Source organism: Streptococcus sanguinis (genome assembly GCF_013343115.1).
GTDB lineage: Bacteria > Bacillota > Bacilli > Lactobacillales > Streptococcaceae > Streptococcus > Streptococcus sanguinis_H.
The window spans coordinates 2194639-2209320 of the sequence record NZ_CP054570.1; the positions used below are offsets into that span (position 1 = coordinate 2194639).

18 protein-coding genes are annotated in these 14682 nt (G+C 41.7%); 13 read left to right on the forward strand and 5 right to left on the reverse strand.

What is annotated here, in order from left to right:
* Positions 1–57: 57 nt before the first annotated feature.
* From FOC72_RS10705 to FOC72_RS10755, 11 genes are all read left to right on the forward strand, one after another.
* Entirely contained in the window at positions 58–1758 is a 1701-nt protein-coding gene (locus tag FOC72_RS10705; protein ID WP_420794750.1) for an SSA_2305 family type IV pilus system protein, read from the forward strand.
* Positions 1759–1813: 55 nt separating this feature from the next.
* Complete coding sequence (locus FOC72_RS10710; protein ID WP_002894173.1) at positions 1814–2902, forward strand: PRC-barrel domain-containing protein; 1089 nt, start codon at positions 1814–1816, stop codon at positions 2900–2902.
* 7 nt (positions 2903–2909) lie between these two features.
* Entirely contained in the window at positions 2910–3974 is a 1065-nt protein-coding gene (locus tag FOC72_RS10715) for a VanW family protein (RefSeq protein WP_002894171.1), read from the forward strand.
* Positions 3971–4783 carry a prepilin peptidase gene (locus FOC72_RS10720; RefSeq protein ID WP_002894169.1) on the forward strand — a complete coding sequence of 271 codons (813 nt, stop codon included), beginning with the start codon at positions 3971–3973 and terminating at the stop codon, positions 4781–4783. The genes FOC72_RS10715 and FOC72_RS10720 overlap by 4 nt, the downstream gene beginning before the upstream one ends.
* Positions 4784–4818: 35 nt before the next feature.
* On the forward strand, positions 4819–5418 hold the full coding sequence (locus tag FOC72_RS10725) for a glucosaminidase domain-containing protein (protein ID WP_002894168.1): 600 nt from the start codon (positions 4819–4821) through the stop codon (positions 5416–5418).
* 190 nt (positions 5419–5608) lie between these two features.
* Positions 5609–6493, forward strand: coding sequence for a hypothetical protein (locus tag FOC72_RS10730; protein ID WP_002894166.1), 885 nt, complete (start codon positions 5609–5611; stop codon positions 6491–6493).
* Positions 6494–6541: 48 nt separating this feature from the next.
* On the forward strand, positions 6542–7432 hold the full coding sequence (locus tag FOC72_RS10735) for a hypothetical protein (protein ID WP_002894163.1): 891 nt from the start codon (positions 6542–6544) through the stop codon (positions 7430–7432).
* A gap of 51 nt (positions 7433–7483) precedes the next feature.
* Positions 7484–8518, forward strand: a complete 1035-nt coding sequence (locus FOC72_RS10740; RefSeq protein ID WP_002894161.1) for a SepM family pheromone-processing serine protease — start codon at positions 7484–7486, stop codon at positions 8516–8518.
* A 197-nt stretch (positions 8519–8715) separates the two neighbouring features.
* Positions 8716–9312 (forward strand): hypothetical protein, encoded by a 597-nt coding sequence (locus FOC72_RS10745; protein WP_002894158.1) that lies wholly within the window; start codon positions 8716–8718, stop codon positions 9310–9312.
* Positions 9313–9314: 2 nt separating this feature from the next.
* On the forward strand, positions 9315–9539 hold the full coding sequence (locus FOC72_RS10750; protein ID WP_002894155.1) for a helix-turn-helix transcriptional regulator: 225 nt from the start codon (positions 9315–9317) through the stop codon (positions 9537–9539).
* Between the two features lie 116 nt (positions 9540–9655).
* Positions 9656–10207, forward strand: a complete 552-nt coding sequence (locus FOC72_RS10755) for an ATP-binding protein (RefSeq protein ID WP_002894152.1) — start codon at positions 9656–9658, stop codon at positions 10205–10207.
* 311 nt (positions 10208–10518) lie between these two features.
* Here FOC72_RS10755 and cadX read toward each other — a convergent pair whose 3' ends face one another.
* Together cadX and FOC72_RS10765 are read right to left on the reverse strand one after the other, a co-directional pair.
* Positions 10519–10857 carry a Cd(II)/Zn(II)-sensing metalloregulatory transcriptional regulator CadX gene (cadX, locus tag FOC72_RS10760; RefSeq protein WP_032913687.1) on the reverse strand — a complete coding sequence of 113 codons (339 nt, stop codon included), beginning with the start codon at positions 10855–10857 and terminating at the stop codon, positions 10519–10521.
* An 11-nt stretch (positions 10858–10868) separates the two neighbouring features.
* The gene (locus tag FOC72_RS10765) at positions 10869–11483 is read right to left on the reverse strand and encodes a CadD family cadmium resistance transporter (RefSeq protein ID WP_002905604.1); all 615 of its coding nucleotides are present in this window, start codon (positions 11481–11483) and stop codon (positions 10869–10871) included.
* A 28-nt stretch (positions 11484–11511) separates the two neighbouring features.
* Between FOC72_RS10765 and FOC72_RS11590 the strand changes: the two genes are divergently transcribed.
* Positions 11512–11685, forward strand: coding sequence for a hypothetical protein (locus FOC72_RS11590; protein WP_002894150.1), 174 nt, complete (start codon positions 11512–11514; stop codon positions 11683–11685).
* A gap of 90 nt (positions 11686–11775) precedes the next feature.
* On the opposite strand, the gene rpmG is transcribed toward FOC72_RS11590, so the two are convergent.
* Together rpmG and rpmF are read right to left on the reverse strand one after the other, a co-directional pair.
* A complete protein-coding gene (gene rpmG, locus FOC72_RS10770; protein ID WP_001265622.1) occupies positions 11776–11925 on the reverse strand; it encodes a 50S ribosomal protein L33 in 150 nt (49 codons plus the stop codon).
* Between the two features lie 15 nt (positions 11926–11940).
* On the reverse strand, positions 11941–12123 hold the full coding sequence (gene rpmF / locus FOC72_RS10775) for a 50S ribosomal protein L32 (RefSeq protein WP_002894148.1): 183 nt from the start codon (positions 12121–12123) through the stop codon (positions 11941–11943).
* Between the two features lie 288 nt (positions 12124–12411).
* On the opposite strand from rpmF, the gene ilvD reads away from it, so the two are divergent.
* Positions 12412–14115: a dihydroxy-acid dehydratase gene (ilvD, locus tag FOC72_RS10780; protein WP_032913747.1), complete on the forward strand. Its 1704-nt coding sequence runs from the start codon at positions 12412–12414 to the stop codon at positions 14113–14115.
* Positions 14116–14197: 82 nt separating this feature from the next.
* On the opposite strand, the gene FOC72_RS10785 is transcribed toward ilvD, so the two are convergent.
* On the reverse strand, positions 14198–14539 hold the full coding sequence (locus FOC72_RS10785) for a metal-sulfur cluster assembly factor (protein ID WP_002894146.1): 342 nt from the start codon (positions 14537–14539) through the stop codon (positions 14198–14200).
* Positions 14540–14682 lie beyond the last annotated feature (143 nt).

Here is a 14682-nt window from a genome sequence, read left to right on the forward strand (position 1 = left end):
TTTGCATTGAAAAAGTTTAATATCATTTAGAAAGTGGGGGGTGTCGAAAATATTCAAATGGCATATTTTTTACCTTTTGGAGCAGGGCTAATAGCGCTGCATACGATTAGCATTTTATTTGTTTCTAGGATTTCATTAATAAAGCGCCTTTTTCTCGTAGTATGGGTCATGCTATTTGCGATTGGTGCTCCATTCCTCTTTCAACAAGTTCCCGGCATAGCCTTTGTTGGGCTCTGTGCCTTGGCCTTGGCTGTCTATATGGTGCTGCTCTTTTCACAGGAGCTAGCTCCAGTCAAGAAGAGAGCAACTGCTTCTGCGCGAAGCAGAAGCCAGAAGCATGCCAAGAGCTCACGCAAAAAAGTGGAAGCGACGAGCGCAGGCTTGTCATCTGCTAGAGATTTGAACTTTTCCAATGCTTCAACCGGTAGGATGAGAAAGGAAAGTAAAGAAAGGGTTCAGGCTGAGGAAAGTCCGGCAAGGCAGAGAGTATCTGCTTCTGGTCGCACCCTAGCAGACCGTTCTATCAAAAAGGATATGACAAGATTTGAGAAAGTAAAACCTCTCTACCCTGTTGATAACTTGGCTACAGCTCCTGCCTTTGGAGAGTACGAGCCAAACAGTCAGCTAGCGGCAGCTGAGGTCGGTATGGACCACAGCTCACAAAAGGCCAATGATGAATTTTTGCAGTCTCTGCTTCATCATCGCAAGGGCTCTACTAAGATTAAGGTGGCCAACTCTCTGATTCAGCCTACGGAAGCAAATGCAGCCGGCAATCAAGGCTATACAGATATAGATGATCCAGCCTTTGAGACAGCTGTTCTGTCTAAGATTAGACCGATGTCCTATACGGAGTCTAGCTATGGCAACTTCAGACCGCAGGCGGTTGAGGTGACAGGTGTTGTTTCTCAAGATGAGGAAGAATTCTTCACTGAGCAAGAACAAGCTCAGCAGCCAGTGGCAGAAGAAGTAGGCAACAGCCTGGAAGATGTTTTTGCTGCTACGGGAGATATCAAGCCAGTTAGAGCAGAAGAGTCGAGAGCAGCAAACAGCTTAGAATCTCTCTTCTTTGCTGACTCAGACACTGAGCCACAAGCTAAAATGGATTCCGCCTTCAGTCAAGCAGCTGCAGAGCCAGAATTTTCTGCTACTGAAGAGTCTATGGTTAGCCGTGATCGTGCTGATATTCAGGGCTATCAAGATATTCTCAGCCAGATTCAGCATGATTTGCTTGGGGCTGAAGAGGAAGATTTAACTGCTGAAGTGGCAGAGACTTGGGAGGAAGAAAGTAACTTCGCACCTGCAGCAGAAACGTTTGAATTTGAAAAAGCAGCTGAACCAGCAGTTGTTCAATCAGTTTCTGAAGACGCTCTTTGGACACAGGCTGAGCCTGTTCAAGAAGCAATTGCAGATGAGACAGAAGAAGATTTGCTCAAGGGAATTGCTGATATCCTCAAAGCTGAGGAAGCACAAATCAAAGCAGCTCCAGTCGTTCCGGCTGTAGATGAAACAGAAGAAGATTTGCTTCAGAAAATCACTGACATCCTCAAAGCTGAGGAAGCGGCAGAAGCAAGACAAGCAGCAACTACGGGAGATAAAGAAGTCTATTTCCAATTCCTTCTACTGGAAAGTCAGGAATTATTGGCTTCTAATGCAGTTCAAGAAGCTGAGAACTATCTGAAAGAAATTGTCCAAGGCAGTTCAGATCAAAATCTTCGTCAAGAAGCATTCAACATGCTGGACAAAATCGTGAAAAATTAATACTATATAAACATACAATTGATTGTAATCAATTAGAAGGGTTTTAGGGGAAATTATGAAAAGTTGTAAAACAATCACAGGGACCGTTGTCATTGAGATTGAAAAAGGGATGGGACTGGGTGAAGTCCATGAAGTCTTTGTTGACGAAGGGGTCAATCTGACTTTTGTCATTAAGTCAAAGCAGTCTGAACAACCTTTTGCCTTGCTGTCTAGCAAGAACATCCAAGGTATCGGTGACTTTGCGGTCATGGTAGAGAACAGCTCAGTCTTTCAAGAGCTGGAAGAGGCAGATCTCAAGGTCTTAAACGACAAGCAGGGTAGTGTCTTTGACGAAATTGTTATCACAATTGATGGAAACAAGGTGGGAACTGTTGTTGACTATCACATTGATGAAAAGAATGAAATTGGCTACTTGGTGGTTAATTCTGAAGATGCCAGCGAGGAAATTCAGATTCCTAAATCACGCATCTTGATGATTGGTAAAGAGTATATCATCCTTAATGATGAAAAAAAGGCAGCTCCTCATCTTGAAGCAGATGTAGAGATGGGCCGTCTGGCTGCAGCAGATTTGCTCCATGAGACTGAAGCTGCAAAACCTGCCGAAAAAATTGAGGAAGTAGTTGCTGAAGCACCTGTATTCGAGCCAGTTGTAGATGAAAAAGTAGATGTAAAAGAAGAAGTTGCGACAGATTTGACAGAGGCCTTGGCTGCTGTAGGTCTGGGAGCTGCTTCTCCTGAGTTGGAGTTTTCTGAAGCAGTCGTAGAGACAGCAGAAGAACCAGAAGTTCAAGACTTGGTACAAGAAACAACAGCTCCAGCTGAAGAAGAAGTTGAAGAAACAGATGCAGCGCTGAGTCTGGATGCTGCTTTGGAAGAAGTATTGGCAGCCCCTGCTGAGGAAGTAGAAACAACTATCAGCACAGCGCCAGTTGCTGAAGAAGAGTCAGGAGCAAAGAAAGCTGTTAACGACTTTATCGATCGGCAAAAACGTCTTCTGGTAGGCAAAACACTGCAAAAAGATCTTGTTAATGCAGATGGAGGAGTTATCCTGAATGCCGGAGATACTGTTTCAGATGACATCATTGATTTTCTTCGCCGTATCGACCGTAAATTCCTTATCCGCTTAGCTGAATGCGTAGTATAAGGTTGGGATGAGATTCATGTCAAGAAGAAAAAGAAAGGTTTCATCAAAATATCAAAAACTACTTCCAGCAGCGACACTTGCTGCCTTTCTGCTGGGTAGTTTATTTTATGTCATTTTTGTCTTTAATCCAACGATTGACCTGAGTATCAATGGCCGCCCCTCTATGAAGGTTCGCTCTCGGAGCGAAGCTGAGATTGAAGTTTACAGAGAACTGCCCTATAAGGCGACTTTTCAGCTATCTACGGGGCAACACTTCTCTGTAGATATGCGCTTTTTAGGACTGAGCTATTTCACAGAAGAAGAGCTCAAGCGGCTGGATAATATCTCAGCCAAGACAGTCTGGGATAAGTTTACACCGTTTTTTGATACCAAGGAAAATCTACAGATTTCCATCTATCCTAACCGTCTTTTTTGGCTTAGACCTTTAAACGATGTCTTGGCTGCCCATCCTGATGTTCTCAGTCAGCTTCCAACGACCAATCATCTGGTCATGGACGGCGAGTCTAACGTAAAGGTGGGAGACAAGTCTAACGGCTATAAGATTGACCCTGCTGCTTTTATCCAAGCATCTGAGGAGATTGCCAAGACTGGTAAATTTGATGATGTCAAGGTTGAGAGTACGCCTGTTGAAGCAGAAGATCAAAGTGAGCTTCTGAGCCAATATACGCACTTTATAGAGCGTAAGGAAGTACCACTGCCGACCAACGCTGCCCAAGCTCAAAACATGAAGACAGCCTTTTACAAGTTGCAGAATATTTACTTGGCTCCTGGTGAGACCAAGTCTATCTCAGAGTTGCTGGGAGCTTTGAATGCGGAGTCTGGCTATCTGCCAGTCAAGGGCAAGGATAATAAAGAAGTTTACGGTCAGGGTGCTGAGCAGATTGTAGATGCCATTCAGCAGCTCGCCTTTTCACGGACCAATGTTATTTCCTATCGAGGACAGTATTTCAACATCGGAACGCCTGCTGAAGGTTTGACCGAATTGACCATTCAAAACAATACAGAAACAGATATGGTATTTTCATTAAGTTTGGAGGAGGGGCAAGTATCCATCATTCTGGCATCTAAGTGATACTCAAGGGAAGTCGAAGTTTGACATTGTCACCTGAGATTTTCAAAGAGTATAAAAAGGGAAAAATTATGATTGCAAGTTTAGTATTTATATTAGGTGTCGTATTTGGGAGCTTTTTCAATGTCGTCATCTACCGTGTGCCACTGGAAAAGAGCATTGCCAAAGGTCGGTCTATGTGTCCGTCCTGCGGCCATGTCTTGACTTCGGTGGAGCTGATTCCGGTTGTGTCGATTATCATGCAGGGCTTTAAATGTAAGCACTGCAAGGAGCCGATTTCACCGCGCTATCTCATTGTGGAGCTCCTGACGGGTCTGCTCTGGCTGGCCTCTTATCTGATCTTTCAAGATCAGGGGCCATGGATGGTTGTTTCAGCCTGTCTTTTGGTGTCGCTTTGTCTCATTATCGGTTATATTGATTTTGATACTCAGTACATCTCGGACTCGGTTCTGCTGGTTTTCTGGCTGGGCCGCATGGCTGTTACGTTTTTTACCAGTGAGTTTAATTGGGAACTGCTCCTTTCGCTGCTAGTCGGCGCTGGTCTCTACTCTCTCATTTATTTTGGGGCCAAGGCTTATTACAAGAAAGAGGCCTTCGGGATGGGAGATATTCTCTACTTAGCTGCCCTGAGCAGTTGGTTTAGCCCCTTGAATACGCTGATTTTGGGATATGGTTCTTTCTTTGTGGCTGGAGCGATTCTCTTAATCGCAACCATCTTTAAGAAATTCAAATTTAAGTTGAAAGAAGAAGTCCCTTTTGGTCCTGCTATGAGCATCATGGCGGTCATCCTATATTTCTGGGGAGGAATCTAGGAAACCAAAAGCGACAATAGAAATGGATAGAAAAAATGTTTAGGAAGAAAAAAGTTATCATAGCATTAGCGACAGCTACTGTCCTTTCAGGCAGTGTGCTGCCTGTCAGCCGCCTAGCGGCAAATGAAAAGGCCAGTCTGGATCCATCTTTAGTGCAGGTGTCAGATCAGTTTCAGGCCAAGAAAACAGGAGCAGTCGTCTTTTCAGAAGATGTAACAGTGCCAAGCACAGTGTCAGCCGATTTCATTGATAGTCGTTTGGCTGGCACGCCGATGGCTGGATTGGGAAAAGCTTTCAAAAAAGCAGAGAAAGATCATGGAGTTAATGCAATTTTTCTCGTAGGGCTGGCTATTCACGAATCGGATTACGGCCGCAGTCAGATTGCTCAGGCCAAGCACAACCTGTTTGGTTTCATGGCTTATGACTCCAGTCCTTTTTCCAGTGCAGGAAATTTCGCAACATTTGACGATGGTATAGATACCGTTGCCCGCTATCTTAGCGAGCACTATCTCAAGCCTGGCGGTCAGTTCTACAATGGTAAGAGCATGGCTGCTATCAATGTAAGATACGCATCTGACAAAACTTGGTCAAGCAAGATTATGATTCGTATTCGAAATTTTTTGAAAAAAGGTTAAGGTGGCTGGGACAATCATGTCTCAGCTTGCTTTATTATAGAAAGAATTTCTTTTGGTGAGGCGACTGACGGGGTTTTTCTTGCTCTCTGGGCTCTAAAAATTCCTAATCATCCTCTCAGGACTAAAAAATAAAAACTTGCTTCTGCGACATCGTCTTTTATGGCGAAAAAATGACTTAATTAGGGGATTTATGAAAAGAAAGTTTGATGTAAGCGATGTTTTAAAGGAAGCCTGGGGACTGACTGTTGATTACTTTTTTGTATGGACAGCAGGGCTTGCTATCATTCAACTGCCGTTTTTTATTCTGGGGCTGTTAATTCTATTTTTTTCTCCATTGACTTCTACATTTCTTCCAAGTATAATTCTGCTGGGATTTCTATGTTCTTTTGTGATTGCTTATATCCATAAGTTTTCCTTGACCATGGTTCGTAATCCGCAGATGGTGCGAAGAAACTTCTGGAGGGCTGTTGGCTACAGTATTTCTGATGGCTTTTTTGGACGTTTGCTTTCTATGTCTATTTATGTCTTCATGTTTTTCTTGGCTATATTACTTCTTATTGTATACTTCTATAATCTCTTGATGACAGATGCAAATTTTCAAGAGAATATGGGAACTTGGATGATTTGGGTTGCAAAAAATCAAGAGAAGATAGCTAGCATGCTCTTCCTGCTTTTTTTAATAGCACCAATGTTTAACTTGGTATTCCATTTGTTTTACAGTTATTTTATCGTCTCTCACTTCTTCTTGTTGCCCTATATTATTCAAGATACCAACTCCTCTGATAACCTCTTGCGTCCTCTGTCAGCCTTTGGCAGCTTGGGCAAGTCCTTTTCTCGTATGAATGGTCAGAGGGGGCGTTACTTACTGGTAGAGCTTGTCTTAAAGCTTATTCCTGTAGTATTGGGTCTGATAGAAGTTTTGAGTTTACTTTTTAGTGCTGGTGTGTCTAATATTGTGGGAATGATTGTTAGTATGATAAATGGCTTTTTGCTGATTTATGCCTTGGCAGCCCGCTCGGTTATGGCTGACATCCTGATGTCTTATGATCGGGAAATAGTTAATTTTGGAGATTAATATTTATGAAAAAATTAGAAAGGGTTTTAGGATTTAGGATAATGAACGATGAATGATGTAAAAGTAACAAGGGTTTTCAGAGAAGCTTGGATTTTTGTTACAGAATATTATTTTGTCTGGCTGAAAGGCCTTTTGCTGGTCGGAATCCCGCTTGCAGTGCTGGGCTGGTTTCTTTTTCCGCTGGTTTCGAGTTGGTCTTACCGGTCCATTTTAGTCTTGACTTGTTTGGCATTTATAATTGCCTTCGGTTTTGCTTATGTCAATAAATTTGCCTTGACAGTGATACGAAATCCGCAGATGGTTAAGCTCTATTTTGGCTATGCGGTTTGGTACAGTATCTCAGATGGCTTGCTTACTCGCCTCTTTTATTCCTTCATTGTCAGTGCAGTCCAGGTTCTGATTCTGTACATGGGTTGGTCGGCAATTGGCATCAATCTTGGGGTGGCTAGTCTCTTTGCCTTTTATCGGAGGGCAGTAAGTCCAGAGGCCATTGTGATTTTCCAGTTTCTCTTTCCTTTCTTGTTCATGGTCTTTTACCTGCTCTTCACTTATCTGGTTGATTCGCACTTCTTTTTGCTGTCTTATATCATTCAGGATACTAGCTCCAGAGACAATCTGGCCAAGCCGCTTTCTTTTTATGGTTGTTTGAGAAAGTCAGTCCTGCTGATGAAGGAGCGCAGGGGTCGTTATGTTCTGCTCAGCTTTTTTCTAGCTTCTTTTGGTGGGCTGATTGGGCTGGGTACTCATCTCCTGATGGATCTGATAAGGCAGTATATTGGTCCCTTGCTGGGGGAACTGGATGATTTACTTGGCCTGATTCAGATGATTCCTGTCCTAGTTTTCAGTAGCTTTTACTGTGTATTTGTTCTGGTTGTTCGGACAGTTTTTGCTGATACTCTGATGGAAAATGATGCAGAAGTGGTGGATTTTGGTGATTAATTTAGGAAGTAGCAAGACCAGATAATACTTGATAGAAACAAGAGGAAGGATATGAAATCAGTAACAAGAATCTTAATAACAGCTTTGGTGCTAACTGGGATAGGCTTTATTCCTCTCCCTTATGAATTAGAGACCGTGAGGCCGGCTTTGAATGCCAAAGACTTTGTCCAAGTTCAAGGAGGAACTGATAAAGGAAAAGGTAAAATCTATGTCATGGCTGTTGGTGTTTCCAAGGCCCGAGTCTTCAGTCTCTTTTTGACTCTGCTGCCTAATTACAGGCTGGAAACAGAGTATGTCTCTGTTCCTGAAAACTATTTCGATAAGGAAAAGGGACGGGAAGAGCGAGAGAACAGCACTATGGGCTCTTCCCATCTCAATGCCTTGCAGGTGGCTTATCAGGCTGCTGGTCGTACAGTTGAGATTAGGCATAAAGAGATTTACGTAGGTGGTATCAGCAGCGAGACGCCTCTGTCAAAGGAGTTACAGCGAGGCGATGTGATTTTAAAGATTGACAATCAGACTTACACTAGCCCATACGACATCGTTGATCAGATGGAACAGCGGACAGTCGGCGATGTGGTATCAATTGAGTACAGCCGTAATGGTGTAATCGGTTTGGCTAGCGGTCCTGTGATTGTGGATGAGACAACTGGTAAGCCTGGTTTGGGAATCGAATTGGGTTCTAAAGCCAGTGTTGCCATGAATCCTCTGACAGAGTTTAAGAGCAACGGTGTAGCAGGTCCCTCTGGTGGACTCATGTTCAGTCTGGAGCTTTACAACCAGCTCGTGTCTGAAGACATTACCAAAGGAAAAACGATTGCTGGTACTGGAACGATTGACCACAAGGGAAATGTTGGCCGGATTGGCGGGATAGAGATGAAAGTCATGGCTGCCGATAAGGCAGGCGCGGAGATTTTCTTTGTTCCTGATGACACCATTGACGCCGATATTGCCCAGTACAATCCCAAGCTGCGCTCTAATTACCATGAGGCACTTCGTGCTTCTATCAAAATCAAGAGTAAAATGAAAATCGTCCCTGTCAAAACCTTCAACGAAGCTTTGAACTATCTCAGAGAGATGGAATAAGGGACTTTGCTACTCTATGAGTAGTCAATAGAAACACAAGCCCCTGCTGGTTATTTATCTGGCGAGGGTTTTTATTATAGAATTTTTTCAAATAATTGACACCTTAACACATAAATACTTGATTTCCAAATCGCTGTGTGATATATTTATAACATAAAAAGTGTTAAATATTTCTAACACCAGGAAAGGAGTCTATCATGAAAAAAAGTCAAAAAACGGGTGGCCTCATTGCGATGATTGCCGCAGCTCTCTTTATTGATTTTTCTGTTTTATTTGGTTCTAATCTTAGTTGGGGATCCAAGTTAGTTATTGTTGGTCTGTCAGGGATAGGTCAGATTGTAGCTATTTGGGGCTGGCTGCACATGAAACCATGGCCTCATAAGAGTCAGAAAGGTAAGGGAAAGACTATTTTTGACTTGTCTGCTAAGCTGTACACGATGCTTTTGTTTGCAGCAACCATTTTTTATACAGTAGGAATTTGGGTTGCGACCCCAAGCGAAAGATCTGGCATTAAAGAATGGATTTTGGGAGTTGGCCTCGTTATTGAAGTGATTGTATTTGGTTTTTTCTCTTTGAAAAATGTCAAGGAAACTCCAGACGAACGCTTCTATGCGAATCTAGCTAAGGCAGCTAGCTTGATGTTTGTCTTTATACTAGGCGCACTGATGATCCTAGCAGTTATCATTGGATACATGGGTTCTTTCACTCTTTACATGGGTCAGATTTTTATTAGCATAGCTGCTTTGATTTGCATCTTTGCAGTTGTTTATCTTGTCTTAGAACGGAGAGGATAACCATGGCCAAAGAAAGCAAGATTATTACTAATCTCAAATCCGTTCGCGAATCCATGGGCATGACCCAGCAGGAGCTAGCCGACCGCATCGGCATGAGGCGCGAGACAATTCTGCACTTGGAAAATAACCGCTACAACCCTTCGCTGGAAATGGCTCTCAAAATTGCTCAAGTTTTTAACCTTAAAGTGGAAGATCTCTTTGAACTCAGACAGAAAGAGGAGGCATAATTCTTTTCGAGACCTGCTAGTGACATAAACCAGAATACTCTAGGCAGTTTGCTGCTTAGAGTATTCAATTTGTATATGAATCATCGTTTTTATCTTTTTCCAAAAAATGCTATAATATGAGCAAGTATGTAGAGTATAGAGGTATTAGGTTGGAAAATTGTGTTTATATCATTTCGGGTCCTCCAGGTGTTGGAAAAAGCAGTGTCAGTAAAGAATTAGCCTATTCTTTTGACAAGAGTGCTGTGATAGAAGGCGACATGATTTATTTAATGGTTAAAAGCGGCTTAGTAGCACCTTGGGAAGACGATGGCTACTACATGGATTTATTCTGGGACAATATCATTAGTCTTACCAGCAATTTACTTAATAGAAGCATGACTATCATCATAGACTATGTCATATTCGAGGAACAAATCAAAAAAATTACAGATTTTTTAAAGGCCAGACAAACAAGATTAAAATACTGTGTATTGCTGGCAGAAGAAGAAAAGCTTAAAGAAAGGGACCTATCCAGAAATGAAATAGAAAGAACGGGTGACTTATCAATCAAATCTAGAAAAGAGTTTCTAGCTAAAAATATTACTCAGGAGCATTTCCTTTATACGGATCAGTTAGATATCAGAGAAACTGTGAATCTCATAAAAACAGAAGATCGATTTTTTGTTTAAGAACGAATAAAAGAAAAAAAGCCTTTGAAATACTGATTTCAAAGGCTTTTCTTTATCTCAATTATTTCACTTCTATCTACAGTTTCTAAATCTCTAAATATAATAGAGCTGAAGCAGTGGTAAAACAAATCATCAACAAACTTGGTAATATCTTAGAAAATAATTTCTTTATAGTCCAAGTCGGTTTGCTTTAAATTATACTTTTTTCTTAAACATTTGCTACGAGTAGGTCTTTCTTGTGAGTAATTTTCATCAAAAAATTTCATAGATAAGTCCTATATATAATCATGGAAAAGTAGTAAAAATAGTTGTTATCCTAGTTGATTAAAAAAATCTCTGATTTCCTCATCTTTTATAAAATAATATATAATTTTCCCCTCTCTTCTAGTATCCAAGATGTTTTGATTGGCTAGTTTACGAAGATGGTGGGAGGCAGATGCCATACTGAGATTTAGTAAACAGGCTATATCGCAGACACAGAGTTCTTCAACAACAAGGAGATAAAAGATGATATTTATCTGTTTATTATCGGTAAACTTTGATAAAATGCGAAGTGATTTTTGGACTTTTTCCTTTTCAAGGTAGTTCGTTGCGGTTGTAACATTTTGTTGATTTATAACATTCACTTGGCAGATACTATCTTTTTTCATAATATTTTCTCCTAGCTTAACACAGTCCATAGCATGTTAAAACTGTTGTTTTCAATCAGGATATATATCCCCAATCCTAAATAAACAACGGCAATAAACCATCTGCTATATTTTTCCAAGGTTTCTCCAATAGAAGGGACTTGTGCCAATTTTTGGGCAGAAAAAACCAAGAGATAAATCATGACTAGAAAAGTAAGTAAAGTCACTATCAAATTCGCTAAATTTAAGGTGGTAAAATATGGGACAAAGACACCAATATTGTCAGCGCCACAACTTGCAAAAGTAATCATAGCGACTAGAAAAATCAGGTTTTTATTGTCTTTTCGCAAACCATCTTTTGCAATAGCTTCTCCATCAGAATCTCCTAAAAGCAAAACTTTGAGGCCTAGGAAAATTGGAATCAAACCGAGTAAACCTAAAATCTCTTTACTAGGAATATAATTTAAGACAAATGCAAAAAGCAAACTTAGGAATATTAGACTAACAGAGCCTAGAAATTGTCCTAAATAGATGTTAATGATGTCTTTTCTGCTTTTTCTTTTGGCAAAAAATAACATTAGGATAATAAGTAAGTCTACGGCTGTCCCAGAATACAGGATTATTGAAGTAACAACATTTTGAACCATAAAACACCTCATTCAAATATATTTTTGAATGTATTTTAACATTAAACTTTGTAGATGTCAACTTCAGCTCCATCAAAATATAGATAAGAAGGTAGTGTACCAAATATTAAAAAGCCCTGCCATAGAAATTATAGCAGGGCTTAACTTCAATATCCAGATGATATATTTATCTAAAAAAGGTAGAGAAAAAGGTAGAGTTTGAATTGAAATACAGTGCAATATATCGCATTTGGCAAAAAGAAAAAACGCTTGAAATCAGCGTTTTTCTTCTGTATTGATTCGTATTGAATGCTTACTTCACTTCTGTAAACACAACGTGCTTGCGAAGTTTTGGTGAGTATTTCTTCAATTGAAGACGGTCTGGTGTGTTGCGTTTGTTTTTAGAAGTAAGGTACAAGCGTTCACCAGATTCTTTGTGTTCAAGTGTAATATTTACGCGCATGGTAGCTCCCTTCTATTATTCTGCTGCAGCAGCTTTGGCGATCTTACGGCCCTTGTAGTATCCTTTAAGGGATACACGGTGAGAGCGTGAGTAGTCACCAGTAGTTTCGTCAAAAGTTACAGTTGGAGCTGTCACTTTGTAGTGAGTGCGGCGTTTGTTTTTCTTCGCTTTGGAAGTGCGACGTGCAGGTACTGCCATTGTTTGTTTCTCCTTTTAGTTTATGAATTCGATTCAATTTGATGATTTTCATCAACTTTAACAGTATAACAAAACTTTTTTGTAAAGTAAAGTTACTTGACAGATTTTTTCTTCTTTTTGAGAAAAACCTTATCTTCTAGTTGTCTTCTTTTTACTTGATAGGAAAAAGTTTCAAATCCGCCTCTATATTTTCCCAATCTTCTGAAAATTTAAAAATTTTCTTCTGTAAAATACAGCCTAAGTGTGGTATAATAAAGCACAAAGATTACTGTAATGAAAGGGAAAGATATGACAGATAAGGACATTCGTCACAGAAGTAAGATTTATGACAGTATGGTTAAATCTCCTAACCGTGCCATGCTTCGAGCGACGGGGATGACTGATAAAGATTTTGAAACGCCTATTGTTGGGGTGATTTCCACTTGGGCGGAAAATACACCTTGTAACATCCATTTGCATGATTTAGGCAAGCTAGCCAAGGAAGGCATCAAAGCAGAGGGTGCTTGGCCAGTTCAGTACGGAACTATTACGGTTGCGGATGGGATTGCCATGGGAACGCCCGGGATGCGATTCTCTCTAACCTCACGCGACATCATCGCAGACTCCATCGAGGCTGCAATGGGTGGGCATAATGTGGATGCCTTTGTAGCTATCGGGGGCTGTGATAAAAATATGCCTGGCTCCATGATTGCCATTGCTAATATGGATATTCCTGCTGTCTTTGCCTACGGCGGAACGATTGCGCCGGGGAATCTGGACGGCAAGGATATTGACTTGGTTTCTGTCTTTGAAGGAATCGGGAAATGGAACCATGGTGACTTGACAGCTGAGGAAGTGCGGCGCATTGAGTGTAATGCCTGCCCTGGTCCTGGTGGCTGTGGCGGTATGTATACGGCCAATACTATGGCGACGGCTATTGAAGTTCTAGGCATGAGTCTGCCAGGATCATCTTCTCACCCTGCTGAGTCCAAGGACAAGCAAGAGGATATCGAAGCAGCTGGTCGTGCTGTTGTAAAAATGCTGAAAATGGGGCTGAAGCCATCTGATATTTTGACACGTGAAGCCTTTGAAGATGCAATCACAGTTACCATGGCTCTGGGTGGCTCGACCAATGCTACTCTGCACTTGCTGGCCATGGCGCATGCGGCCAATGTTGAGCTGACGCTTGATGACTTCAATGTCATTCAAGAGAAGGTACCACATTTGGCTGACTTGAAACCGTCCGGTCAGTATGTCTTCCAAGACCTTTATGAGGTTGGTGGAGTGCCGGCTGTGATGAAATATCTCTTGGCGAACGGCTTCCTGCATGGTGACCGCATTACTTGTACAGGTAAGACTGTGGAAGAGAATCTGGCAGAATTTGCTGATCTGACACCAGGTCAAAAGGTCATTATGCCGCTTGAAAATCCAAAACGTGCAGACGGTCCGCTTATCATCTTGCATGGTAATCTAGCTCCAGACGGCGCTGTTGCTAAGGTTTCTGGTGTTAAAGTACGCCGTCACGTCGGACCGGCCAAGGTCTTTGACTCAGAAGAAGCCGCTATTGATGCGGTACTGGCCGATGAAGTGGTCGATGGCGATGTGGTTGTAGTTCGCTACGTTGGACCAAAGGGTGGCCCTGGTATGCCAGAGATGCTGTCACTTTCGTCTATTATCGTAGGGAAGGGGCAAGGAGACAAGGTGGCTCTTCTAACAGATGGTCGCTTCTCAGGTGGTACTTACGGCCTGGTTGTCGGACACATTGCTCCGGAAGCTCAGGATGGTGGCCCGATTGCCTATCTTCGTACAGGCGATATGGTCACGGTTGACCAAGATACCAAGGAAATTTCCATGGCAGTCTCTGACGAAGAGTTGGCGAAACGCAAGGCAGAAACGACCATCCCACCGCTTTATAGTCGCGGGGTACTTGGTAAATATGCTCACATGGTATCCTCTGCAGCTAAAGGTGCTGTTACTGACTTCTGGAAACCAGAAGAAACCGGCAAGAAATAGCTTATATATGATAAAAGAACCCGCTAGTTTTTCTAGCGGGTTTGATATTTTTATTTTAAATGTAGATGAACTAGTCGTCTTCTTATCTAGGACTGATCCCTAAGGCAATGCGGCCGAAACGGCTGATACGGGTGATTTTCCAAGCAGGAGACCAAGTAACCTTGACAGAGGCACTTTCAATCTCATCGATTTTTTTAAGAGAGTCCATGATGGCGATGGGCAGACTCTCAGCACAATCACAGGCTGTATCGGTAAAGGTCATGACAACCTTGCAGTGGCCATTTTCGTCTAAGTTGATTTCATAAATCAACCCTAAGTTATAGACATCCAGCTCTACATCCGGATCGTAAATACGCTCGAGCTTCTCCACCAATTTATCCTGAATGGCAGCTGCTCGATCATTGATTTTGATATCGTCTCTCATGGCTATCCCCTTCTATCTGAGTTGAATTGTTTTTATTTTCTCACAATTCAGACTTTTTTTCAAGCTATTTTGGAACATGAAAACGGATTTAGTTCTTCCAAATGAAAAATCCCTTTCGGGCTCCTCAAAATGGCGGACTTATG

Bases quoted from the DNA above. Each gene is read 5' to 3' on its own strand.
- FOC72_RS10705 (WP_420794750.1), top strand. From the start codon at position 58: ATGGCATATTTTTTACCTTTTGGAGCAGGGCTAATAGCGCTGCATACG.
- FOC72_RS10710 (WP_002894173.1), top strand. From the start codon at position 1,814: ATGAAAAGTTGTAAAACAATCACAGGGACCGTTGTCATTGAGATTGAA.
- FOC72_RS10715 (WP_002894171.1), top strand. From the start codon at position 2,910: ATGAGATTCATGTCAAGAAGAAAAAGAAAGGTTTCATCAAAATATCAA.
- FOC72_RS10725 (WP_002894168.1), top strand. From the start codon at position 4,819: ATGTTTAGGAAGAAAAAAGTTATCATAGCATTAGCGACAGCTACTGTC.
- FOC72_RS10730 (WP_002894166.1), top strand. From the start codon at position 5,609: ATGAAAAGAAAGTTTGATGTAAGCGATGTTTTAAAGGAAGCCTGGGGA.
- FOC72_RS10735 (WP_002894163.1), top strand. From the start codon at position 6,542: ATGAATGATGTAAAAGTAACAAGGGTTTTCAGAGAAGCTTGGATTTTT.
- FOC72_RS10740 (WP_002894161.1), top strand. From the start codon at position 7,484: ATGAAATCAGTAACAAGAATCTTAATAACAGCTTTGGTGCTAACTGGG.
- FOC72_RS10745 (WP_002894158.1), top strand. From the start codon at position 8,716: ATGAAAAAAAGTCAAAAAACGGGTGGCCTCATTGCGATGATTGCCGCA.
- FOC72_RS10750 (WP_002894155.1), top strand. From the start codon at position 9,315: ATGGCCAAAGAAAGCAAGATTATTACTAATCTCAAATCCGTTCGCGAA.
- FOC72_RS10755 (WP_002894152.1), top strand. From the start codon at position 9,656: ATGAGCAAGTATGTAGAGTATAGAGGTATTAGGTTGGAAAATTGTGTT.
- cadX (WP_032913687.1), bottom strand. From the start codon at position 10,857: ATGAAAAAAGATAGTATCTGCCAAGTGAATGTTATAAATCAACAAAAT.
- FOC72_RS10765 (WP_002905604.1), bottom strand. From the start codon at position 11,483: ATGGTTCAAAATGTTGTTACTTCAATAATCCTGTATTCTGGGACAGCC.
- FOC72_RS11590 (WP_002894150.1), top strand. From the start codon at position 11,512: ATGTATTTTAACATTAAACTTTGTAGATGTCAACTTCAGCTCCATCAA.
- rpmG (WP_001265622.1), bottom strand. From the start codon at position 11,925: ATGCGCGTAAATATTACACTTGAACACAAAGAATCTGGTGAACGCTTG.
- rpmF (WP_002894148.1), bottom strand. From the start codon at position 12,123: ATGGCAGTACCTGCACGTCGCACTTCCAAAGCGAAGAAAAACAAACGC.
- ilvD (WP_032913747.1), top strand. From the start codon at position 12,412: ATGACAGATAAGGACATTCGTCACAGAAGTAAGATTTATGACAGTATG.
- FOC72_RS10785 (WP_002894146.1), bottom strand. From the start codon at position 14,539: ATGAGAGACGATATCAAAATCAATGATCGAGCAGCTGCCATTCAGGAT.